Here is a 21,656-nt window from a genome sequence, read left to right on the forward strand (position 1 = left end):
GGTGCCGTTCTCACGAGGGTGGGGTGGGTCGCGGCCGACTCGGGGCCACATCGGCAACGCTAGGACGCGGCGAAGGCGCGGGCAATGACGGCCGGCCCGCAGATCCGGACATCGGGCCGCGCGGGCCGCGGGCGGTGCGCGGGGTCTCTCCGACACCCCGGCCCGCGTGTTCCGCACGGGCGTTTTTCAGACGCGTGGCGATCATGTGACAGGAGGGGCCATGGACATGACGCGGGGTCCCGAGCGTGAATACGGTCGAACGGAAGCCACTCCCCTACCCATTTGGAGTTCAAGGTGCACCGCAAAGTCATCGCTCCGAGCGTGCTCGCCGCCTCCCTTCTGCTGGTGATCCCGGCGTCGGCGGCGAGTTCCGTTCCGGGCGCACCGGGTATCGGCGATCCCTACTACCCGGCCAGCGGCAACGGCGGATACGAGGTGTCGCACTACGACCTGCGCCTCCAGTACCAGCCGAAGACCGACCTGCTGGAGGGCACCGCCACCCTGCTGACCACCGCCAAGCAGGACCTGTCCCGCTTCAACCTCGACTTCGGCCTGAACGTCAGCGAGATCCGGGTCAACGGGGTCAAGGCGAAGTTCGCCAAGTCCGGCGTCTCGGAGCTGGAGGTCACCCCGGCCGCCCCGCTCGCACGCGGCAAGCAGTCGAGCGTGGTCGTCAAGTATGCGGGCAAGCCTTCGGAGTTCAAGGTGGACGGCTGGTCCGCCTGGCAGCGCACCCCCGACGGCGGCGTCGCCGCGCAGGAGCCCGACGCGGCGGCCTGGTGGTTCCCGAGCAACGACCACCCGCTCGACAAGGCCACCTTCGACGTGTCGGTGAACGTGCCCGACGGCACGCAGGCCATCAGCAACGGCGTGCTGCAGTCGCAGAGTTCACGGCTGGGCTGGACCCGGTACAACTGGCGCTCGAACAAGCCGCAGGCCACGTACCTCGCCACCCTGGCCGTCGGAAAGTTCGACATCACCACCGACAAGACGGCGAGCGGGCTGCCGATCCTGAACGCCTACAGCCAGGACCTCGGCGACAACGCGGGCGCGGCGCGTGCGAGCGTGGAGCGGACCGGCGAGGTCGCGGAGTGGCTGGAGGGGGTCTTCGGGCCGTACCCCTTCAACGCGCTCGGCGGGTACGTGCCGAACGTGCCCAGCAGCTTCGCACTGGAGACGCAGACCCGGCCGTTCTACAGCCCCCGGCAGTTCGCGAACGGCGCGAACGTGTCCGTGGTCGTGCACGAGCTGGCCCACCAGTGGTACGGGGACAGCGTGTCGGTCGACGGCTGGAAGGACATCTGGGTCAACGAGGGCTTCGCCCGCTACAGCCAGTGGCTGTGGTCGGAGAAGGAGGGCGAGGGCACCGCGCAGGAGCTCGCCGACTGGGCGTACGGACAGCGGCCCGCCGAGGACCCGTTCTGGCAGGTCAAGCCGGGTGACCCGGGTCCGGAGAACCAGTTCCACGGGGCCGTCTACGACCGCGGTGCGATCGCGATCCAGGCGCTGCGCAACCACGTCGGCGACGAGAAGTTCTTCCGGATCCTGAAGGGCTGGCCGACCGAGCGGGCCTACGGCAACGCCAAGGTCGGCGACTTCGTCCGCTACGCCGAGAAGATCTCGAACCAGCCGCTCGCGCAGCTCTTCGAGACCTGGCTCTACACCCCGGGCAAGCCGGACGCCTCGGCCCTGAACCCGGCGAAGGCCTCCACGGCTCCGGGCGCCCGCACCCTGCGCGCCCCGGCGACCCGCAAGGCGGCCGAGCCGAAGTCCTGGAAGAAGATCGCCGCGACGAACACCGTGCACGACGCGCACTGACGCAACCCGGTACGAAGCTGCGCGCCGCCGCCCCTCAGCGGGCGGCGGCGCGTACGCGCGCCCGGGCCGCGCGGGCGATCGGGAGGTAGCGCAGGCGCTCCGGCAGCAGGGGTACGAGGAGGCGCAGGGCCGTGCTGAACCGGCGCAGGCGGCGTTCCTGGGCCGGGGTCCACTCCAGGCCGATGGCGGCGCGCGCCTCGGGCGGCATGTAGCCGGCGGTGACGAAGGCCCGGAAGTGCAGGAAGGCGGCCCGCAGGACGGGCCAGGTCAGCCGCAGCAGGATCCGGACCGGCAGCGGGCCTCCGGCGGGGCGGGGCAGGGGCGCGTCGGTGGCGAGGAGTTCGCGGGCGACCTTGGTGGGCTCGATCTCCTCGGCCAGCATCCGGTGGTAGTACGGCCAGTACTCCTCGATGCTCTGCGGCATGTCCCGGTCGTGCAGACCGAGGATGCGGCCGACCTGGAGCCACTCGCGGTAGAGCTGCCGTTCCTGGGCCGGGGTGAAGGGGCGCAGCAGGTAGCGCCCGGCGTACAGGTAGACCGGGAAGCCGGTGGCGTGCACCCAGGCGTAGCAGGCCGGGTCGAGGGAGTGGTAGCGGCGCCCCCGGGTGTCGGTGCCCTGGATCTCCTTGTGCAGGCGGCGCACCCGGCGCCCCTCGGCCGCGGCGTCGGCTCCGCCGTACACCCACAGCTGGACGGAGCGCAGGGAGCGCTCGCCGCGGCCCCAGGGGTCGGTGCGGAAGACGGAGTGCTCGTCGACGCCGGCGCCGATGGCGGGGTGGGCGACCTGCATGGTGAAGGCGGCGGGCAGCATGAGCAGCGCGCGGACGTCTCCGGCGATGGTCCAGAGCACTCCCCCGGGCGGCGGGGGCTCGGGGTCGCGATCGCTTCGCTTCGTGCCCATCCGCGTTCCCCCAGGGTGTCGACCTGCCGTTCTCCCAGTATGCAGGGGGTCCGGCGGCTTCCGCCGAACCCTGTGGACGGTGCATCCTGCCGCCATGAACCTGTCCCCCTCGGCCGTGCTGGAGTCCCTGGCTCCCTGGATGCTGATCGGCACGGCCGTCACGCTCGCCCTGATCCTCGCGGTGCTCGTGGCGCTGTTCGGGGTGCCGTACTTCCTCCTGCGGTTCCGCCGCCACCAGGAGGACGCCGGCGAGGCCTCCGGCGCCGCCGAGGCCTCCGCTCCGGGCGGTATCGGGGGCTTCACCTGGAGTTCCGCGCAGGACGAAGACCGTCGGGCCGGCTGAAAGTCCGGCTGAGGGCCGGCTGAGGGCCGGCCGCGGAAACACCGAAGAAGTAGGACTGCGTCCAGAAACCCGTGTCACAGGTGTTACCGCGAAGTAACCCTGGCTGCTTGGATGGCGGAGCCGATCTTCCCCCACAGGAACGAGGGAACCTCCATGCCCCAGATCCAGCCCCGCAGGACCCGCGCCGCCGCCGCGGCCGTCGCCGCGATCGCCGTCGGATCGCTCGTGGCGACCGCGGCTCCGGCCGCCACCGCCGCCGAGAGCGCCGCCGCGCCGCGGCTCAGCGTCCTGTCGTACAACGCGTTCCTGATGAGCAAGAGCCTCTACCCCAACTGGGGCCAGGACCACCGGGCGGCCGAGATCCCCAAGGCCTCCTGGTACCAGGGCCACGACGTGGTCGTCCTCCAGGAGGCCTTCGACAACGCGGCCTCCGACGCGCTGAAGGCCAACTCGGCCGCGCAGTACCCGTACCAGACCCCGATCGTGGGCCGCAGCAAGAGCGGCTGGGACGCCACGGGCGGCGCCTACTCCTCCACCACCCCGGAGGACGGCGGCGTCACGGTCCTCAGCAAGTGGCCGATCGTGCGCAAGGAGCAGGTGGTCTACAAGGACGCCTGCGGCGCCGACTGGTGGTCCAACAAGGGCTTCGCCTACGTCGTGCTGAACGTGAACGGCACCAAGGTCCACGTCGTCGGCACCCACGCCCAGTCCACCGACCCCGGCTGCGGCGCGGGCGAGGCGGCGGAGATGCGCGCCCGCCAGTTCCGGAACATCGACGCGTTCCTGGACGCCAAGAACATCCCGGCGAGCGAGCAGGTCATCGTGGCGGGCGACATGAACGTCGACTCGCGCACCCCGGAGCTGGCCACCATGCTGGCCAACGCCGACCTGGCGGCCTCCGACACCCGCACGGGGCACACGTACTCCTTCGACACCGCGCTGAACTCGATAGCGAAGTACCGCTACCCGACCGACCCGCGCGAGGACCTGGACTACGTCCTCTACCGCAAGGGCAACGCCCGCCCGGCGGGCTGGGAGAACAACGTGGTCCTGGAGCAGTCGGCGCCCTGGACGGTCTCCAGCTGGGGCACCTCCTATACGTACAACAACCTCAGCGACCACTACCCGCTGATCGGCCGCTGATCCGAGCCGGCCGGGTGCCCGCCGCCACCGCGGGGCATCCGGCCGGTCCGGTTCCGGCCCGGTCCCTGCTCAGTCCCTGCTCAGCAAGGGGCTGTCGGCCGGGAGTTCCACCCAGCGGCGCGGCGGGCCCTCCACCGCGCGCCCGTCTTCGAGTCGCATCCCCGCCCGCGCGCAGGCGTAGGCCAGCGAGCGTGCTCCCCGCAGGTCCTCCTCCGGACCCCACTGCCAGAAGCGGTGCAGCCAGTGGCCCTCCGGCGACCCCTCGTACGGCGGGAGCCCGATCTCCTCGTGCTCGTCCTCCCGGCCGTCCACGGAGAGCTGCCCGAAGGTGCCGCCGGCCGCGTTGAAGTACACCCCGTACGCCCGGCCCCCGGGCGACAGGGCGCGGAGCACCTTCGGCGTCGAAGCCCCGTACCAGAAGGGCTGGATCAGCACACAGCCGCCGGGCACTCCCGTCACGCCGATGAACCGCTCCGCCTCCTCGGCGGACGGATCGAAGCCGTCGGGTCCCGTGCCGTACGGGCCGGGCTCGCGGTCCAGGTCCAGCACCCGGCAGCGCTCCGGATCCGTGCCGAGCCTGCGGACCGCCTCGTCCTCCGTGATCCCGGCGACGAAGGCGACCGACAGCCCCTCGGTGTGGATCCCCCTGAACACCAGGGCCTGTTCGTCTGCCTCCCGCTGGGCCGTCACCTCCTGGGCGCTGCGGGGAACCGCTCCGGGGAGGTCCGCGAAGAGCGCGGCCATGTCGGTGGACAGCGCGAGGCTGCCCGGCGAGCGCCCGGCGATCCGGGGGGTCCAGGCATCGGCCCCGGCGGCCAGCAGCGCGGCCGCGTTGTCCGCGCGGCCGTGGGCCACGGCCTCCCACAGTGCGGTCACGCCGCTTCCGTCGAGGTGGTCCAGGGCGTCCACGTCGGCGACGAGCCCGGCGAGTTCGGCCACCGACTCGGGCCGGCCGCTCTCGGCGATACGGTGCAGCGGCGATCCGAAATGACCCCCGTCGGGATCGGGGTCGGGATCCGCGCCCGCCGCGAGCCGGGCGCGGATGAGCTCGGGATCCGCCCACCCCTCGTACCCCATGCCCTCCCAGTCGGCACGGTCGCGCTCGGGGGCGGGCGGCACGTACACGTCCGAGTACCAGGCCGGCTTCGGCTGCGCCAGGATGTCGCTCGCGCCGCGGCTCCAGATGGCCACCCCCCGCGACTCCCCCGCCTGCTGCGGCCCGCCCGGGGCGGATCGCTGCGGACCCGGCCAGATCTCCAGCACCTCGGTGGCGGCGGCGCGCAGCATCCCGGCGTCGAACTCGGTGCGTGTCTCGGGTACCTCCTCGGCAGGCCACTCGGTGACCAGGACGAGGGGTCCCTCGGGCGGCAGCTGCGAGAGGTGGAGGTTCACCTCGTCATGGAAGGCGCCCCCGGATCCGCCGTACGGCATCAGCCTCGGCCGGGGCAGGCCGTCCGGGCCGGTCCGCGGCGCGGACCACGGGTCGCCGTCCAGGGTGGTGACACGGCGCCCGTCGGCCAGCAGCACGCCGAATCGAAGTCCATCGGCGCCCGGTCGGCCGTGGTGGAAGTGCCCGCCGTCGCCGTAGGCCACGCGCCGGCGGAACACGTCCAGCCGGATCGTCAGCGAGGCGGGCCAGACCTCCCAGCCGGTGAGCACGACGCGCGTCTCGGGTCCGGCGCCGACCTCCCGCGTCTCCGGGATCCTGGCCGGGGCGAACCAGTCGGCCGGCGGATGGTCCTCGTACGGCGACGCCTCGTACGGGCCCAGTCGCATCTCCGCCGGAGCGGCCGCCTTCGGCGGATCCGGCACGATCAGTCCATCGAAGAAGCTCATGGACCGATCGTGCCGAACGCCTCTGACAGTGGGTCAGGAGCCGGTCAGCCGGAGGCCTTCGCCCGCTCCCACTCGCTCGCGTAGTCGTTGAAGATGGCCCGCAGGTGGTGGCCGATCTTCAGGTAGTCCAGGTCGTCGAGGTTGGCCAGCGAGACGCGCACCGACCACTGGGGGCCGTCGAATCCGCCGCCGTTGAGGAGGACCACCGAGGTCTGCTCGGCGAGCCGGAACAGCGGGTCGACGGGCTCGTAGTTCTTCTCCAGGAAGTCGGCGAAGTCCTTGCCGTGCACCCGTTCCGCCTCGGCCAGCAGGTCGAGCTCGATGTAGTACCCGGCCCGCTTGTCGTCCTCGGAGATCTTCATCTGGGCTCCCTCCAGGAGGAGGTCGAGCCTGCGGTGGACGATCTGCCGGATCCGCTCCTTGTACGCCTGGCCCTCGTCCAGCATGTCGAAGAGCGAGAAGAGCACCATCATCGTCTGCTGCGGCAGCGAGAGGCCGGCCGTGTGGTTGAGGGCCACCGAGCGGGAGTCCGCCACGAGCCGGTCGATGAAGCGGATCTTCTCCGGCTCCAGGGTGAGGGTGCCGTAGCGCTTGGCGAGGCGGTCCTTCTGGTCCTGGGGGAAGTTCGCGATCATGTCGTCGATGACGTTGTCGTCGTGCAGGCCGATGACGCCGAGCCGCCAGCCGGTGCAGCCGTAGTGCTTGGAGTACGAGTACACGAGCAGGGTGTTGCGCGGCAGGTCGGCGGCGATCGAGCGGAAGCCGGGCACGAAGGTGCCGTACACGTCGTCCGTGACGATCAGCAGGTTCGGGTTGCTGGTGGCGACGATGTCCTTGATCTGGTTCGCCACCCGGTCGCTCAGCGCGAGCGAGGGCGGGTTGGAGGGATTGACCAGGCAGACGAGCTTCACGGCGGGGTCGGCCAGCTTGGCGACCTCCTCCTCCGGGTAGCGCCACTGGCGCACGCCGGTCTCGGCGAAGAGGCTGGCCTGGACGTTGACCACCTCGAACTCGAAGGTGTCGAGCTCGGGGATCTCGATGTAGGGGGTGAACACCGGGGTCATCAGGGCGATCTTGTCGCCCTTCTTCAGGATCCCGTTCTTCATCAGCGAGTCGAAGATGTAGCACATGGCGGCGGTGCCGCCCTCGGTCGCGAACAGCGACAGGTTGTTGCCCTCCGGCGGCCTCTTGTCGAACATCTCGTCGGCGACGTAGCCGCGCACGACGTGTTCCGCGTGGGTCAGCATCCTGTCCGGTACCGGGTAGTTGTCACCGGTGATGGCGTCGGTCAGCTCGTGGACGAAGGCGTCCTTGTCGAACGCCCAGCGCGAGAGGGCGTACTGGACGCACGCGGACAGCATCTCCACGCCCGGCAGGTCCGGGTGGCGCCGGGCCCAGGACTCGAACCGCTCCCCGATGCCCTTCTTCTCCGGCATTCCGCCGAGGTTGTCCGCGGTCCACACCCGCCGGGACTCCTCCAGCGCGAAGTAGCCCAGCGAGTAGAAGGCCTCGCGCGGACCGGTGGCGATCCAGTTCGGGTTGCCGCGGCCCGCGTTGAGCATGGCGCGGGCGGTGGTGTCCTTCTGTCCCGGCTTGTCGGCCTGGGCGGCGGTGGCCAGCTGGATGAACTTGTCCTTCAGCTCGAACGGGCTGAGCTGCGCGAAGGACTGGATCTCCTCGCGGCTGAAAGTGGTCTCCGGCACGGTGGTTCGTTCCTTTGCGTCGGTGGCGTTCGGCGTTTCGGTGTGCGATTGGCCCTGCGGGCGAGGCGGAGGGCGGTGTTCAGTGGTTGAGGAGGACGATCACCGCGCCCCAGATCGTCAGCAGCACGTTGCTGACCGCGTAGGGGATCGTGTAACCGAGCGTCGGGACCTGGGATTTGGACTCCTCGTTGACGGCTCCGATCGCCGCCGTGGTGGTCTGACCGCCGGCCAGTACGCCCATGAGGATCGGGAAGCGGATCTTCTGGATGTGATGGCCCACGAGGAAGCCCACCAGCAGCGGGATCAGCGTGATGACCGCGCCCCAGAGCAACAGCCCCCAGCCGGCCGAGGCCAGCCCGCTGGTGAAGCTGGGTCCGGCGTTGAGCCCGACGACCGCGACGAAGAGGCACAGGCCCAGGGTGTCCATGAACCACTGCGCCCCGGGCGGGACGTTGCCGTAGGTCGGGTACCTGCCGCGGATCCATCCGAAGACGAGGCCCATGATGAGCGCGCCGCCCGAGGTGGACAGCGAGATCGGGACCCCGCCCGCGGTCAGGGCCGGGATGCCGAGGCAGCCGCCGAGGAAGATGCCGAGGCCCACCCAGATCATGTCGGTGGCGAAGCTGGTCGGGACCGGCTTGCCGATGGCCTGCCCGGCCGGGTCCACCAGGCGCTTGGGACCGGAGAGGATCAGGGTGTCGCCGCGCTCCAGCTGGGTGGAGAGCCGGTAGGGGAACTCCGAACCGGACCGGTAGACCTTGTCGATGTAGACGCCGACCATGAAGGGCTCGGCCCGCAGCTCCGCGATGGTCTTGCCCAGCTGCGCCTTCTCGGAGGCGACCACGTGCAGGTTCTCCGTCTGGTAGCCGAGGAGTTCGACGTCGTCGGCCTCGGCCCCGATGTGCGTGCGGGCGTCGAACGCGACGAGGGACTCGCGCAGGGCGCTGACGGCGACGACGTCGCCCTCGCGCAGAACGGTCTGCTGGGTGTGGTCGACGATCGCACCTTCCCGGCGGATCCTGGTGATGTAGATCCGCTGGCCCAGGGCCTTCTGCTGGTTCTCGAAGTCGTCGATGGTCCGGCCCACGAGGTCGGGCCGCTGGATGGTGTAGGCCCGCAGGACGACCTCGTAGTAGCCCTCGTGCAGGTCGGGGTCGTCGCTGGGCGCGTCGAGCTCCTTGGCGAGCTCGGCGCTCTCGGTGGCCAGGTTCCGGCGGTAGAGCCGGGGCAGCACGTTGGCCAGGAGCAGCGCGCAGAGGATGGTGCCGAGGGGGTAGGTGACGGCGTAGCCGACCGCGACCAGGTTCTGCTGATCCGTGATCTCGGACGGGCTGAGTCCGGGAAGGTTGCCGATCGCGTCCTGGGCGACACCGATGACGGCGGACTGGGTGAGCGCCCCGCCGAGCAGGCCCGCGCTGAGCCCGGGGCCGTAGCCGAGCATCACGGCGAAGCCCCAGGAGACGAGCAGGCCGGTGACGCAGACGATCACCGCGTTGAGGACCTGCGGCAGGCCGTCCTTCTTCAGGCCCCGGAAGAACTGCGGGCCGACCTTGTAGCCGAGGGCGAAGAGGAACATCGTGAAGAAGAGGTTCTTCACGGTCCCGTCGATAGTGATCTTGAACTGGGCGCCGAAGATCAGGCCCATGATGAGACAGCCCGTGACGGCGCCCAGCCCGATGGCCTTCCACCGCAGTTTGCCGACGAGGAAGCCGAAGGCGACGGTGATGAAGACGAGTAGTTCGGGATGGGGCTTGAAGATGTTCCTTACGAGGAAGTCGATCATGCTGGTACCCGTCCTGGTGGGGGGTCAGGCGCCGAGGATCCCGACGAGGATCGGTCCGGTGAGGGGGAGCAGGAAGTTGGACAGCGCGTAGGTGATCGTGTAGCCGAGCATCGGGACCGAGCTCTGCGCCACCTGTGTGACCGAGGTGATGGCCGGGGTGGAGCACTGCTGTCCGGCGATGGCGCCGATCAGCAGCGGCTTCTCGATCTTCAGGAATTTGCGCCCGACGATCAGCGAGATCGTCGCCGGTACGAGGACCATGGCGATCCCGGCGAACGGCAGCAGGGCCCCGTACTCCTTGAGCAGCGGCCAGGCCTGCGGGCCCGAGGTCAGACCGGTGCAGGCGATGAAGACCGCGAGCCCCATGTCCTTGATGGTGGTGGCGGCTTGCGGCGGGAAGGCGCCGAAGGTCTGCCGGCGGGAGCGGAACCAGCCGAAGAGCAGACCCGAGATCAGGCAGCCGCCGCCGGTGCCGAGCGAGAGCGGGACCCCGCCGGCGCGGACCACGATCTGCCCGATGAGCGAGCCGACCGCGATGCCGAGACCGAGGTAGATGAAGTCGGTGGCGTCGTTCTTGGCCACCGTGCCGATCTTCGCCACGATCCGGTTCAGGCCCGAGCGGGCGCCCACGAGGGTGATGACGTCACCGCGCTCGACGACGGTGTCGGGATTGGCGGGCAGGTGCTGCTCGCCGCGGAGCACGTCCGTCACGTAGACGCCGCTGCGGCCGAACTCCGCGTGGGTCGAGCGGATCTGGTCCAGGGACTTGCCGGCGACCGAGGGATCGGTCATGGCGACCTGCCGGGTGGCCAGCGGGGTGTCGACGCCCGGGATGCCGGGGGTCTCCGGGCCGATCGCCCGGCCCGCCGCGATGGCCTCGGAGCGCCGGCCGACGACGAGGACGAGGTCGGAGAGCACCAGTTCGAGATCCGGGGCGGGGGTCAGGTCCTTGGAGCCGCGTCGGACGGCCTCCACGGTGACCCCGCCGCCGAAGGCCGCTTCCAGGTTCCCGACGGTGCGGCCGTCGGCGAGGGTGACCAGGTGGGTGCGCCCGACCAGGCCGGGCAGCGCCTCGCGCTCGTCGCTCTCCAGGCCGCCGGAGCCGCCGCCGCGCATCTTCTCCCACAGCTCGCGCGAGGCTTCCGCGAGGTTGGTACGGAGCAGCATCGGCATGATCTGGCTGGTGTAGATGACGATGGTGACCAGGCCGAAGAGGTAGCAGACCGTGTACGCGGTGGCCACGTGGCCCTGGTACGTGGTGATCTGCTCCGCGGTCAGGTCGGGCAGCTTGCCGATCGCCTCGGTGGCGGTGCCGACCACGGCGGATTCGGTGGCCGCGCCCGCGAGGATGCCCGAGGCGGTGCCGACGTCGAGGTCGAAGGCCTTGGCCAGCAGATAGGCCAGGCCGAGCACGCTGACGAGCTCGATGAAGCAGAGCGCGAAGAAGCGCATGCTCTTGCGGTTGAGGTTGGCGAAGAACTGCGGTCCGGCCATGTAGCCGAGGGCGAAGATGAAGAGCGCGAAGAAGATCGTCTTCACGTCGGCGTCGATCTCGATCTTGGCCCAGGCGCCGAGCAGCAGCGACACGATCAGCGTGCCGCAGATGCCGCCGAGGGTGATCGGGCCTACGCGTACCTTCCCCAGCAGGTATCCGGCCGCGAGGCAGAGGAACAGGGCGAGTTCGGGGTGGTCTTGCAGCACACCCATGGGCGATCAGCCGCCCTTGCCGGGCGGCGCGGCGAATTCAGGGCATATGCACATTCCCTCACCCTTGCCCGGTGAGCGAAGATCCGCTCACCGGGCAGGGCCGTTCGTGTGACGGACCTTTCTACGAAGCCTCGTCCGGCGCCGCGTACGGCTCCGCGTAGAGCCCCTCGATCAGCTCCGCGTACTTCTCCCGGACCACCCGGCGGCGCAGTTTCAACGACGGGGTCAGCTCCCCCGACTCCGGACCCCACTCCCCGGTCAGCAGCCGGTAGCGCTTGATCTGCTCGGTGCGGTTGAGCCGGGCGTTGGCGGCGGCGACGGCCCGGGCGACCTCAGCCCGTACGACCGGGTGCGCGGCGAGCTCCGCGGGCGTGGCGGCCGCGGCGTCGATGCCCTGGGCCTGCGCCCAGGCCGGGCCGAGTTCGGGGTCCAGGACGAGGAGGGCGACGAGGTAGGAGCGGCCGTCGCCGTGCACCAGGGCCTGGCCGATCAGCGGGTGTTCCTTGACGGTGTTCTCCACCAGGGCGGGCGAGACGTTCTTCCCGTTCGAGGTGATGATCAGTTCCTTCTTGCGGTCGGTCAGCCAGAGGAACCCCGCCTCGTCGAGCCGCCCGATGTCCCCCGTCGGGAACCAGCCCTCGTCGTCGGAGGCGCTCTCCACCGAGCCGTCCGGGAGGAGGTACCCGCCGAACACCGTCTCCCCGCGCGTGAAGATCTCCCCGTCCTCGGCGATCCGCAGCTCCAGCCCCTCGATCGGGCGGCCCACGGAACCCAGCCGGAAGCCGTCCGGGCTGTTGACCGTGCACACCCCGGAGGTCTCGGTCAGCCCCCACGCGTCCATGATGGTGATGCCCCAGCCCGCCCAGAAGCGGACCACGTCGATCGGCATCGGCGCGGTGGCGCTGGCCGTCCAGACCAGGCGGTCCAGCCCGGCCAGCGTCAGCAGCGGGTCCAGCACCCCTTCCCTGGCCCGGGCGTACGAGGCTTCGAGCGCGGCCGGGACCTCCTCCCCGCGCTCCCGGTGCCCGGCCCGCTCCCGCGCCAGGTCGTTGGCGGCTTCGATGGCGCGCCGCTGCTCCTCGGGCAGCCGCCCGAGCACCGCCCGTACGGAGGCGGCCAGCTTCTCCCACACCCGCGGCACCCCGAAGAACTGCACCGGGTGCAGCTCGCGCACCGCGACCGATACGGCGGCCGGGTCGGCGCACAGCCGGACGTGGGCGGCCCGCAGGAGCGGGAGGTAGATGCCGAGGATCCGCTCGGCGATGTGCGCGAAGGGCAGGTAGCAGAGGTGCTCGGCGTGCTCCGGCAGTTCGATGTGCCCGTCGAGGCGCACGGACTGGAGCATGATGTTGCGGTGCGTCAGGCGCACCCCCTTGGGGTCGCCGGTGGTGCCCGAGGTGTAGACGACGGTGAGCGGGTCCTCGGAGCGGGTCTCCCGCCAGGCCTTCTCGAAGGCCTCGGAGCGGTGCAGGTGCGCGCCGCCGGCGTACACCGACGCGTAGGTCGGGTGCGGGCCCGCTTCGGGGGCCTCGGCCACGACGAGCCGTTCGAGCGGGGTCGCCGGATCGGCCAGCAGCGGCTCCCACCGGACCAGCTCCCGGGCGCCCTCGACCACGGCGAGCCGGGCCCGGCTGTGGCGGGCTATGTGGGCGATCTGCTCGGGCGCCGAGGTCCCGTACACGGTGACGGGGACGGCGCCGAGGTGGACCAGGGCGAGGTCGGTGAGCCAGTGCTCGGGGCGGTTGCCCATCATCAGCAGGACGTGCTCGCCGCGTCCGACGCCGAGGGAGGCGTAGCCGGCGGCGAGGACGGCCACCTTGCGGCGGACGTCCGACCAGCTGAGGGTGGTCCAGGCCGTGCCGTCGGGGCCCTCGCGCCACGAGAGGGCGGGAAGATCACCGTGTTCGGCGGCGTTGCGTGCCAGGAGGGCGGGCAGGGTGAGCTCTTCAGCAGGTGCGGGCAGTCGCAGTTTCGTGGGCATGGGCAGCTCCTTGCCGTTTCACATCGTTGGTGCGACAGCAATACTGTTGAACACGAACCGTGTCGGCGTGCTGATCAGAGAGCAAGGCGGAGAGCCCATGACCACCCAGGCACCGGAGCCGGCGTCGCTGACCGTCGACGAACTGGCGGCCAGGGCGGGTGTGACCGTCCGCACCGTACGGTTCTACAGCACCCGCGGCCTTTTGCCCCCTCCCGTGATCGGACCCCGTCGGGTGGGCCGTTACGGGCCGGAGCACCTGTCCCGCCTCGCGCTCATCGAAGAGTTGCAGCACCAGGGCATGACCCTCTCCGCCATCGAGCGCTACCTCGATGCCCTGCCCGACGACCTGAGCGCGCACGATCTGGCCATCCACCGCGCGCTGGTGGCGACCTGGGCCCCGGACGCGGCGCTGGACTCCTCGCGCGCGGAGCTGGAGAAGCGGGCCGGGCGGACGCTGACGGAGACCGACATCCGGCGGCTGGCGGCCATGAACGTGCTGACGCCGACCCCGGAGGGCTTCCGGGTGGACGTGGGACTGCTGCGGCTCGGGGTCGCGCTGCTCGACGTGCCGATCGCCCACGAGACGATCCTGGCCGCGCGCGAGGTGCTGCTCGGGCACGCGCGGACGGCGGCTCACCAACTGACCGCGCTGTTCCGGGACGAGGTGTGGGGGCCGTTCACGGAGGGCGAGAGCGATCCGGAGCGGGTGGAGTCGATGAAGGCGCTCTCCGCGCACATGCAGCCGATGGTGGTGCAGGCCCTGGTGACCGCGTTCCAGCGCTCGCTGAAGGAGGAATTGCGGGCTGCCTTCGTATCGGAGCCGGTAGGTTCAGGCCATGGCGATGATCTACAAGACCACCATGAAGCCCGGTAAGACGGAGCTTCTGACAGCCTGGCTTCCGACGCGGCCGTGGTACGCGTCCACCGGACAGGCCCCCGAGCTCGACCGCTCGGGCGGGTTCCGCCTCGACGACCCCGAGGGCGAGGTCGGCATCGAGTTCATGGTGCTCACCGACCACTCGGGCGGCCGGGAAACCTCCTACCTCGTGCCCCTGACCTACCGCGGCGCCCCGCTCGAGGGCGCCGAGGCCGCTCTCGTGGGCACCTCCGAGCACGGGGTGCTCGGCACCCGCTGGATCTACGACGGCGCCCACGACCCGGTGCTCGTGGGCCAGTTGCTCGCGCTGATCGAGGGCCGCGCCGTGGCGCAGGACCAGTGCGACAGCGGTACGACCGACCCCTCGGTCACCGCGTGGTGCGCGGGCCCGGGGCTCCCGGCGGCCCTCCAGGGGCGGCCGGAAGTCGCCGACACCGTGCGGGGCACGGAGGTACGCCTGCCGGGCACCCCGGCACTGGTCCTCACGCGCGTCCTGCGGCCCGGGGAGTCGGGGCCGCAGGACGCCTCGGCGGTCGTCGGCCGGCTCACCGCCGGCTGGACCACGCTGGACGGGGCCGCGTACCGGGGCGTGTTCGCGGAGCTGCACACCGCCGGCCACGCCGCCTCCTGATCCCGCCCCTCACTCCCCTCGGACCGTTCAGTCCGCGTACGTCTCTCCCCGCCCGGCCTTCTCCACCAGGGAGGCGGGCGGGGCGAAGCGCTCGCCGTACTTCTCGGCCAGCTCGCGGGCCCGGGCCACGAACCCGGCCGGTCCGCCCTCGTAGCCGTTGATGTACTGGATCACGCCGCCGGTCCAGGCCGGGAAGCCGATGCCCATGATGGAGCCGATGTTGGCGTCGGCGTACGAGGTGAGGACCCCCTCGTCGAAGCAGCGGACGGTGTCCAGCGCCTCGGAGAAGAGCATCCGCTCCTTCATGTCCTCGAACGGGATCGCGTACCCGTCCTTGGTGAAGTGCTCCCGCAGTCCCGGCCAGATCCCGGCGCGCTTGCCGCTCTCGTCGTACGCGTAGAACCCGCCGCCGCCGCTGCGCCCGGGGCGCCCGAACTCGTCGACCATCCGGTCGATGACGGTGTCGGCCGGGTGCTCCGGCCAGGCCCGGCCCTCGGCCTCGAAGGCCTTGCGGGTCTCGTTGCGGATCTTGCGGGGCAGCGTGAGGGTCAACTCGTCCATCAGGGAGAGCACCTTGGCCGGGTACCCGGCCTGGGCCGCGGCCTGCTCGATGGAGGCGGGCTCGATGCCCTCGCCGACCATGGCGACGCCCTCGTTGATGAACTGGCCGATCACCCGCGAGGTGAAGAACCCGCGCGAGTCGTTGACCACGATCGGGGTCTTGTTGATCTGCCGTACGAGGTCGAAGGCTCGGGCGATGGCCTCGTCCCCGGTGCGCTCGCCCTTGATGATCTCGACCAGCGGCATCTTGTCCACGGGCGAGAAGAAGTGCAGTCCGATGAAGTCGGCGGGCCGCGAAACCCCTTCCGCGAGGCCCGTGATGGGCAGCGTGGAGGTGTTGGAGCAGAGCAGCGCGTCGGGGGTGAGGTACTCCTGGATCTCTTGGAACACCTTGTGCTTGAGGGCGGTGTCCTCGAAGACGGCCTCGATGACGGCGTCGCAGCCCGCCACGTCGGCCGGATCGGCGGTCGGGGTGATCCGGGCGAGCAGTTCGGCGCGCTTGGCCTCGGTGGTGCGGCCCCGGGACAGGGCCTTGTCGAGCAGCTTCTCGGAGTATGCCTTGCCCTTGGCGGCGGCCTCGGGGGTGACGTCCTTCAGCACGACCTCGATGCCCGCGCGGGCGCAGGAGTAGGCGATGCCCGCGCCCATCATGCCGGCGCCGAGGACCGCGACCTTGGAGACCTTGCGGGGCGCCACGCCCTGCGGGCGGCTGCGGCCGGCATTGACGGCCTGGAGGTCGAAGAAGAACGCCTGGATCATGTTCTTGGCGGTCTGCCCGGTGACCAGCTCGGTGAAGTAGCGGGCCTCGATGGTCAGCGCGGTCTCGAAGTCCACCTGGGCGCCTTCGACGGCGCAGGCCAGGATGTTGCGCGGGGCCGGGTACGGGGCCCCGTTCAGCTGCTTCTTCAAGTTGGCCGGGAAGGCCGGGAGGTTGGCGGCGAACCGCGGGTTGGACGGCGTGCCGCCCGGGATCTTGTAGCCGGGGACGTCCCACGGCTGCTTCGATTCCGGGTTCGCGTCGATGAAGGCGTGCGCCTTGGCGAACATCTCCTCGGGCGTGGCGGCCAGTTCGTGCACCAGACCGTTGTCCAGGGCGCGCTGGGGGGTGTACTGGGTCCCCTGCAGCAGCACCTTGAGGAGCGCGTCGGCGATGCCCATCAGACGGACGGTCCGGGTGACGCCGCCGCCGGCCGGGAGCAGGCCGAGGGTGACCTCCGGCAGGCCGAGCCGGGAGCCGGGCGCGTCGAGGGCCACCCGGTGGTGGGAGGCCAGGCAGATCTCGTAACCGCCGCCGAGGGCGGTGCCGTTGATGGCGGCGACGACGGGCTTGCCGAGGGTCTCGATGCGGCGCAGCGAGGCCTTGATGGCGGTGCCGGTGTCGAAGGCCAGCCGGGCGTCCTCGGGGCGCAGCCGGATCATGTCCTTGAGGTCGCCGCCCGCGAAGAAGGTCTTCTTGGCGGAGGTGAAGATGATGCCGCGGATGGAGTCCTTCTCGGCCTCGGCGCGCTCCGCGATCCGGGCGATGGAGTCCTTGAAGGCCTGGTTCATCGTGTTGGCGGACTGGTTCGGGTCGTCGAGGACCAGGGTGACGACGCCGGTCTCGTCCTGTTCCCAGCGGATCGTGGTGGACTCGCTCATGGTTCGCAACTTCCGTGTCGGGGGTGGGATCAGGGATCGGGGATCAGGACGGGATTCAGAGGCGTTCGACGATGGTGGCGACGCCCATGCCGCCGCCGACGCAGAGGGTGACGAGGCCGTAGCGCTTGTCCTGGCGCTCCAGTTCGTCGACGACGGTGCCGAGGATCATCGCGCCGGTGGCGCCGAGCGGGTGGCCGAGCGCGATGGCGCCGCCGTTGACGTTGACCTTGTCCAGGGAGACGCCCATGTCCTTGACGAAGCGGAGCACGACGCCGGCGAAGGCCTCGTTGATCTCGATCAGGTCGATGTCGTCGATGGTCAGGCCGGCCTTGGCGAGGGCCTTGCGGGTGGCCGGGGCGGGGCCGGTGAGCATGATGGTCGGCTCGGAGCCGGAGACGGCCGCCGAGACGATCCGTGCGCGGGGCGTCAGGCCGTTTCGCTCGCCCGCCTCGCGGGACCCGATCGCGACGAGCGAGGCGCCGTCGACGATGCCGGAGGAGTTGCCCGCGTGGTGGACGTGGTCGATCTTCTCGACCCAGTGGTACTTCTGCAGGGCCACGGCGTCGAAGCCGCCGAGCTCGCCGATGTCCGCGAAGGAGGGCTTCAGCCGGGCGAGGGTGTCGGCGGTGGTGCCGGGGCGGACGAACTCGTCGTGGTCCAGGACCACCAGGCCGTTGCGGTCGGTGACCGGGACGATCGACTTGGCGAAGCGGTTGTCCTTGATGGCGGCGGCGGCCCGCTCCTGGGACAGCGAGGCGTACTCGTCCACGTCCCGCCGGGAGAATCCCTCGATGGTGGCGATCAGGTCGGCGCCGATGCCCTGCGGGACGAAGTCGGTGTCCCAGCCCGTCATCGGGTCGTTGAACCAGGCTCCGCCGTCGGAGGCCATCGGGACGCGGGACATCGATTCCACGCCGCCCGCGAGGACCAGGTCCTCCCAGCCGGAGCGGACCTTCGCGGCGGCCATGTTGACCGCTTCGAGGCCCGAGGCACAGAAGCGGTTCTCCTGGACGCCCGCGACGGTGTCCGGCAGCCCGGCGGCGATCGCCGCGATCCGGGCGATGTCGGAGCCCTGGTCGCCGACCGGGCTGACGACGCCGAGCACGATGTCGTCGATGGTGCCGGGGTCCAGGCCGGGGTTGCGCTCGCGCAGGGCGTGGATGAGGCCGACGACCAGGTCGATCGGCTTGGTGCCGTGCAGGGAGCCGTTGGCCTTGCCCCGTCCGCGCGGCGTGCGGATCGCGTCGTATACGTACGCTTCGGTGCTCACTGGTCAAGCCTTTCGGGGGTGCGGAGGCAGGGGAGGATCAAGGGGAAGCGGGGAGAAGGAGGGGGAAGCAAGGGGAGGATCACGGGGAGGCGGGGAGGGGTCAGGCCAGCAGGGAACGGCCGATGATCTCCTTCATGATCTCGGTCGTGCCGCCGTAGATGGTCTGGATGCGGCCGTCGGTGAAGGCCCGCGCGACCCGGTACTCGGTCATGTAGCCGTATCCGCCGTGCAGTTGCAGACAGCGGTCGGCGACCCGCTTCTGGAGTTCGGTGGCCCACCACTTCGCCATCGAGGCGTGGACGTGGTCCAGCTCCCCGTTGGAGTGGTCGGTGATGCAGCGGTCGAGGAAGGTGCGGGTGACCGCGCACTCGGTGGCCATCTCGGCGATCTCGAAGCGGACGTGCTGGAGCTTGGAGAGCGGCCGCCCGAAGGCCTCGCGCTCCTTCACGTACTGCGTGGTGATCTCCAGCAGGTACTCGGCGGCGGCGATGCCCGCCATCGCGATGCCCATCCGCTCCTGCGCGAGATTGGTCATCAGGTGGACGAAGGCGCCGTTCAGCTCGCCGAGCAGGTTCTCCTTGGGGACGCGCACGTCGTTGAAGAACAGCTCGGCGGTGTCCTGCGCCTTCTGGCCGATCTTGTCGAGGTTGCGGCCGCGCTCGAAGCCCTCCGTGCCGCGCTCCACGACCAGCAGGGACATCCCGTGCGCCCCGCCCTCGGGGGTGGTCTTCGCGACCACGATCACCAGGTCGGCGAGGATGCCGTTGGAGATGAAGGTCTTGGAGCCGTTGAGCACCCAGTGGTCGCCCGCGTCCTCGGCGGTGGTCCGGATGCCCTGGAGGTCGGAGCCCGCGCCCGGTTCGGTCATCGCGATGGCGGTGATGATCTCGCCCGAGCAGAAGCCCGGCAGCCAGCGGCGCTTCTGCTCCTCGGTGGCCAGCGAGGTCAGGTACGGCCCGATGATGTCGTTGTGCAGGCCGATCGCGAGCCCGGCGGCGCCCGCCCGGGTGAACTCCTCGGCGATCACCGCCGCGTACCGGAAGTCGGTGTTCCCGCCGCCCCCGTACTCCTCCGGGACGGCCAGGCCCAGCAGTCCCTGGCGGCCGGCGGCCCGCCAGGCCTCGCGGCTGACGATCCCGTCCTTCTCCCACTGCTCGTAGTGCGGCAGCACCTCCTTGCCGAGGAAGGTGCGGACGGTCCCGCGGAACGCCTCGTGGTCGGCGTCGAAGAGCCGGCGTTTCATGTGAAGGGCCTCCTAGAGCCAGTTCTTGACGGTTTCGACCAGCCGGGCCGGATCGGTTCCCACGGGGGTGACGTTGAGCATGGTCACTCCGGCTTCCCGGAAGGCCTCGACGCGCTCGCGCACGTACCCCTCGGGCCCGCACAGCGTGGTGAGCTCGCACAGCTCGTCCGGTACGGCGGCGGCGGCGTCGCGCTTGCGTCCGGAGAGGTAGAGCTCCTGGATCTTGCGGGCCTCCTCCCCGTACCCGTAGGCGACGGCCAGGTCGTTGTAGAAGTTCTTCCCGACCGCGCCCATGCCGCCGACGTACAGGGCGATCTGGGGCCGCGCGAGGTCCCGTGCGGCCGCCGCGTCCTCACCGATGGCGAGCAGTCCGCCCGCCGCGACCTGGAGCGGGCCGAGTTCGGGCGCGCGCAGGGCGGCGCCTTCGGCGAGGGCGCTCCCCCACACCGCGTCGGCCTTCTCCGGCACGAAGAGGGTGGGCAGCCAGCCGTCCGCGATCTCGGCCGTCATCCGTACGTTGGCCGGTCCGAGGGAGGCCACGTAGACCGGGATGTCCGCGCGGACAGGACGGGTCAGCATCTTCAGCGGCTTGCCGTGCCGGCCGCCCATCGAATGCGGCAGCGGCATGTCGGTGATGCCGTGGTGGTCGATGGTCTCGCGGCGCCAGATGCGCCGGCACAGTTCGACCGTCTCGCGGGTCCGGCCGATCGGCTTGTCGTACGGCTTTCCGTGCCAGCCCTCGACCACCTGGGGGCCCGACGCCCCGAGGCCGAGCATCGCCCGGCCGCCGGACATCGCGTCCAGGCCCGCCGCGGTCTGGGCGATGAGGGCGGGGGTGCGCGAGTAGACGTTGAGGATGGCCGAGCCGATCTTCATCCGCTCGGTCCGGGCGGCCAGGTACCCCATGATCGTCGGGGCGTCGAAGCCCCAGGCCTCGGCCACCCAGACGGCGTCGAGCCCTGCCGCCTCCAGCGCCGCGGCTTCGTCGGCGGCCCGGCGGGGGTCCCCCGCGTAGTCCAGCATCATGGACAGTTCCATCAGTCCTCCTTGCCGAGCAGCCCCGGTACGCCCCAGTCGGCAGCCACCGACTCCGTGTGCGCGCCGGGCAGCGCGGGTCCGCCCACCGCGGTGGCAGGGGTCGCGGAGAAGCGGGGCGCGGGGGCGGGCTGGGTGATCCCGGCGGCCTCGACGAAGGTGCCGCGGGCGGCCAGGTGCGGGTGGTGCGGGGCCTCGCGCAGCGAGAGCACGGGCGCCACGCAGGCGTCGGTGCCCGCGAAGACGGCCGTCCATTCCTCGCGGGTACGGGACTTGAAGCGCGCGGCGACGGCCTCGCGGAGCTCGCCCCAGCGGGCCAGGTCCTTGCGGGCGGGGGCCTCGTCCTTGATGCCGAGGAGTTCCACGAAGGTGTCGTAGAACTGCTGCTCCAGCGCGCCGACCGCCATGTACCCGCCGTCGGAGGTCTCGTAGCTGCCGTAGAAGGGGCAGCCGCCGTCCAGCAGGTTGGCCCCGCGCCGGTCCTGCCAGCCGCCGGCGGCCATCATCCCGTGGATCATGGCGGTGAGGTGGGCGGTCCCGTCGACGATGGCCGCGTCCACGACCTGGCCCGTGCCACCGGGGGTGCGGGCGTGCTGGAGGGCGGCGAGGACGCCGATGACGAGGTACAGCGAGCCGCCCGCGTAGTCGCCGACCAGGTTGGCGGGGACGGCCGGGGGCTCGCCCGGGTTGCCGATCATGCCGAGGGCGCCGGTGACCGCGATGTACGCGATGTCGTGCCCGGCGGTGTGGGCGAGCGGGCCGTCCTGGCCCCAGCCGGTCATCCGGCCGTAGACGAGCCGGGGGTTGCGGGCGTGGCAGTCGGCCGGTCCCACGCCGAGCCGTTCGGCGACCCCGGGGCGGAAGCCCTCGATGAGCACGTCGGCGCGCTCGACCAGGTCCAGCACGCGGGCCGGGCCGTCGGCGGACTTCAGGTCGACGAGGACGGAGCGCTTGGTGCGGTTGGTGATGTCGTAGGCCGGGTTCACGGCCAGTCCGCCGCCGCCGGGCCGGTCCACCCGCACCACGTCGGCCCCTAGGTCGGCGAGGACCATGGCGGCGAACGGGCCCGGCCCGATGCCCGCCAGCTCGACGACGCGCACGCCCGCGAGCGGGCCCCCGCCGCGTGCGGGCACGCTCCCCGTCACGTTCCCTGTCACTGCCATCGAGCCCCCAGCATCCGGTGGCA

The 21,656-nt window shown here is 71.0% G+C and carries 16 protein-coding genes; 5 read left to right on the top strand and 11 right to left on the bottom strand.

Annotated features, from left to right (window positions below):
* Window positions 1-294 precede the first annotated feature (294 nt).
* Window positions 295-1,818: a M1 family metallopeptidase gene (locus ACFYYB_RS04120; protein WP_389433088.1), complete on the top strand. Its 1,524-nt coding sequence runs from the start codon at window positions 295-297 to the stop codon at window positions 1,816-1,818.
* A gap of 34 nt (window positions 1,819-1,852) precedes the next feature.
* On the opposite strand, the gene ACFYYB_RS04125 is transcribed toward ACFYYB_RS04120, so the two are convergent.
* Window positions 1,853-2,719, bottom strand: a complete 867-nt coding sequence (locus tag ACFYYB_RS04125; RefSeq protein ID WP_389433089.1) for an oxygenase MpaB family protein — start codon at window positions 2,717-2,719, stop codon at window positions 1,853-1,855.
* 94 nt (window positions 2,720-2,813) lie between these two features.
* On the opposite strand from ACFYYB_RS04125, the gene ACFYYB_RS04130 reads away from it, so the two are divergent.
* On the top strand, window positions 2,814-3,062 hold the full coding sequence (locus ACFYYB_RS04130) for a hypothetical protein (protein ID WP_389433090.1): 249 nt from the start codon (window positions 2,814-2,816) through the stop codon (window positions 3,060-3,062).
* Window positions 3,063-3,215: 153 nt separating this feature from the next.
* Window positions 3,216-4,205 (top strand): sphingomyelin phosphodiesterase, encoded by a 990-nt coding sequence (gene sph, locus ACFYYB_RS04135; protein ID WP_389433091.1) that lies wholly within the window; start codon window positions 3,216-3,218, stop codon window positions 4,203-4,205.
* A gap of 69 nt (window positions 4,206-4,274) precedes the next feature.
* Here the strand turns inward: sph and ACFYYB_RS04140 are convergent, their stop codons facing one another.
* From ACFYYB_RS04140 to ACFYYB_RS04160, 5 genes are all read right to left on the bottom strand, one after another.
* Window positions 4,275-6,041, bottom strand: a complete 1,767-nt coding sequence (locus ACFYYB_RS04140; protein WP_389433092.1) for an ankyrin repeat domain-containing protein — start codon at window positions 6,039-6,041, stop codon at window positions 4,275-4,277.
* A gap of 44 nt (window positions 6,042-6,085) precedes the next feature.
* The gene (locus tag ACFYYB_RS04145; RefSeq protein WP_389433093.1) at window positions 6,086-7,744 is read right to left on the bottom strand and encodes a bifunctional aspartate transaminase/aspartate 4-decarboxylase; all 1,659 of its coding nucleotides are present in this window, start codon (window positions 7,742-7,744) and stop codon (window positions 6,086-6,088) included.
* Window positions 7,745-7,823: 79 nt separating this feature from the next.
* On the bottom strand, window positions 7,824-9,527 hold the full coding sequence (gene aspT, locus ACFYYB_RS04150; RefSeq protein ID WP_389433094.1) for an aspartate-alanine antiporter: 1,704 nt from the start codon (window positions 9,525-9,527) through the stop codon (window positions 7,824-7,826).
* A 24-nt stretch (window positions 9,528-9,551) separates the two neighbouring features.
* Window positions 9,552-11,234: an aspartate-alanine antiporter gene (gene aspT, locus ACFYYB_RS04155; RefSeq protein ID WP_389433095.1), complete on the bottom strand. Its 1,683-nt coding sequence runs from the start codon at window positions 11,232-11,234 to the stop codon at window positions 9,552-9,554.
* A 121-nt stretch (window positions 11,235-11,355) separates the two neighbouring features.
* Entirely contained in the window at window positions 11,356-13,215 is a 1,860-nt protein-coding gene (locus tag ACFYYB_RS04160; protein ID WP_389433096.1) for an AMP-dependent synthetase/ligase, read from the bottom strand.
* 97 nt (window positions 13,216-13,312) lie between these two features.
* Between ACFYYB_RS04160 and ACFYYB_RS04165 the strand changes: the two genes are divergently transcribed.
* Window positions 13,313-14,089, top strand: coding sequence for a MerR family transcriptional regulator (locus ACFYYB_RS04165; RefSeq protein ID WP_389433097.1), 777 nt, complete (start codon window positions 13,313-13,315; stop codon window positions 14,087-14,089).
* Complete coding sequence (locus tag ACFYYB_RS04170) at window positions 14,052-14,723, top strand: 1,4-alpha-glucan branching protein (protein ID WP_389433098.1); 672 nt, start codon at window positions 14,052-14,054, stop codon at window positions 14,721-14,723. Before ACFYYB_RS04165 ends, ACFYYB_RS04170 begins: the two co-directional genes overlap by 38 nt.
* Window positions 14,724-14,750: 27 nt before the next feature.
* Here ACFYYB_RS04170 and ACFYYB_RS04175 read toward each other — a convergent pair whose 3' ends face one another.
* The 5 genes from ACFYYB_RS04175 to ACFYYB_RS04195 all read right to left on the bottom strand — a co-directional run bounded on the left by ACFYYB_RS04175 (window position 14,751) and on the right by ACFYYB_RS04195 (window position 21,633).
* Complete coding sequence (locus ACFYYB_RS04175) at window positions 14,751-16,922, bottom strand: 3-hydroxyacyl-CoA dehydrogenase NAD-binding domain-containing protein (protein ID WP_389433099.1); 2,172 nt, start codon at window positions 16,920-16,922, stop codon at window positions 14,751-14,753.
* Between the two features lie 55 nt (window positions 16,923-16,977).
* Window positions 16,978-18,192, bottom strand: a complete 1,215-nt coding sequence (locus ACFYYB_RS04180; protein WP_389433100.1) for an acetyl-CoA C-acetyltransferase — start codon at window positions 18,190-18,192, stop codon at window positions 16,978-16,980.
* A gap of 100 nt (window positions 18,193-18,292) precedes the next feature.
* Window positions 18,293-19,435, bottom strand: coding sequence for an acyl-CoA dehydrogenase family protein (locus tag ACFYYB_RS04185; RefSeq protein WP_389433101.1), 1,143 nt, complete (start codon window positions 19,433-19,435; stop codon window positions 18,293-18,295).
* 12 nt (window positions 19,436-19,447) lie between these two features.
* On the bottom strand, window positions 19,448-20,473 hold the full coding sequence (locus tag ACFYYB_RS04190; RefSeq protein ID WP_389433102.1) for an LLM class F420-dependent oxidoreductase: 1,026 nt from the start codon (window positions 20,471-20,473) through the stop codon (window positions 19,448-19,450).
* A complete protein-coding gene (locus ACFYYB_RS04195; RefSeq protein ID WP_389433103.1) occupies window positions 20,473-21,633 on the bottom strand; it encodes a CaiB/BaiF CoA transferase family protein in 1,161 nt (386 codons plus the stop codon). Before ACFYYB_RS04195 ends, ACFYYB_RS04190 begins: the two co-directional genes overlap by 1 nt.
* Window positions 21,634-21,656 lie beyond the last annotated feature (23 nt).

Source organism: Streptomyces sp. NPDC002886 (assembly GCF_042888445.1).
GTDB lineage: Bacteria > Actinomycetota > Actinomycetes > Streptomycetales > Streptomycetaceae > Streptomyces.

Bases quoted from the DNA above. Each gene is read 5' to 3' on its own strand.
- ACFYYB_RS04125 (WP_389433089.1), bottom strand. From the start codon at position 2,719: ATGGGCACGAAGCGAAGCGATCGCGACCCCGAGCCCCCGCCGCCCGGG.
- ACFYYB_RS04130 (WP_389433090.1), top strand. From the start codon at position 2,814: ATGAACCTGTCCCCCTCGGCCGTGCTGGAGTCCCTGGCTCCCTGGATG.
- sph (WP_389433091.1), top strand. From the start codon at position 3,216: ATGCCCCAGATCCAGCCCCGCAGGACCCGCGCCGCCGCCGCGGCCGTC.
- ACFYYB_RS04140 (WP_389433092.1), bottom strand. From the start codon at position 6,041: ATGAGCTTCTTCGATGGACTGATCGTGCCGGATCCGCCGAAGGCGGCC.
- aspT (WP_389433094.1), bottom strand. From the start codon at position 9,527: ATGATCGACTTCCTCGTAAGGAACATCTTCAAGCCCCATCCCGAACTA.
- aspT (WP_389433095.1), bottom strand. From the start codon at position 11,234: ATGGGTGTGCTGCAAGACCACCCCGAACTCGCCCTGTTCCTCTGCCTC.
- ACFYYB_RS04160 (WP_389433096.1), bottom strand. From the start codon at position 13,215: ATGCCCACGAAACTGCGACTGCCCGCACCTGCTGAAGAGCTCACCCTG.
- ACFYYB_RS04165 (WP_389433097.1), top strand. From the start codon at position 13,313: ATGACCACCCAGGCACCGGAGCCGGCGTCGCTGACCGTCGACGAACTG.
- ACFYYB_RS04170 (WP_389433098.1), top strand. From the start codon at position 14,052: ATGGCGATGATCTACAAGACCACCATGAAGCCCGGTAAGACGGAGCTT.
- ACFYYB_RS04175 (WP_389433099.1), bottom strand. From the start codon at position 16,922: ATGAGCGAGTCCACCACGATCCGCTGGGAACAGGACGAGACCGGCGTC.
- ACFYYB_RS04185 (WP_389433101.1), bottom strand. From the start codon at position 19,435: ATGAAACGCCGGCTCTTCGACGCCGACCACGAGGCGTTCCGCGGGACC.
- ACFYYB_RS04190 (WP_389433102.1), bottom strand. From the start codon at position 20,473: ATGGAACTGTCCATGATGCTGGACTACGCGGGGGACCCCCGCCGGGCC.
- ACFYYB_RS04195 (WP_389433103.1), bottom strand. From the start codon at position 21,633: ATGGCAGTGACAGGGAACGTGACGGGGAGCGTGCCCGCACGCGGCGGG.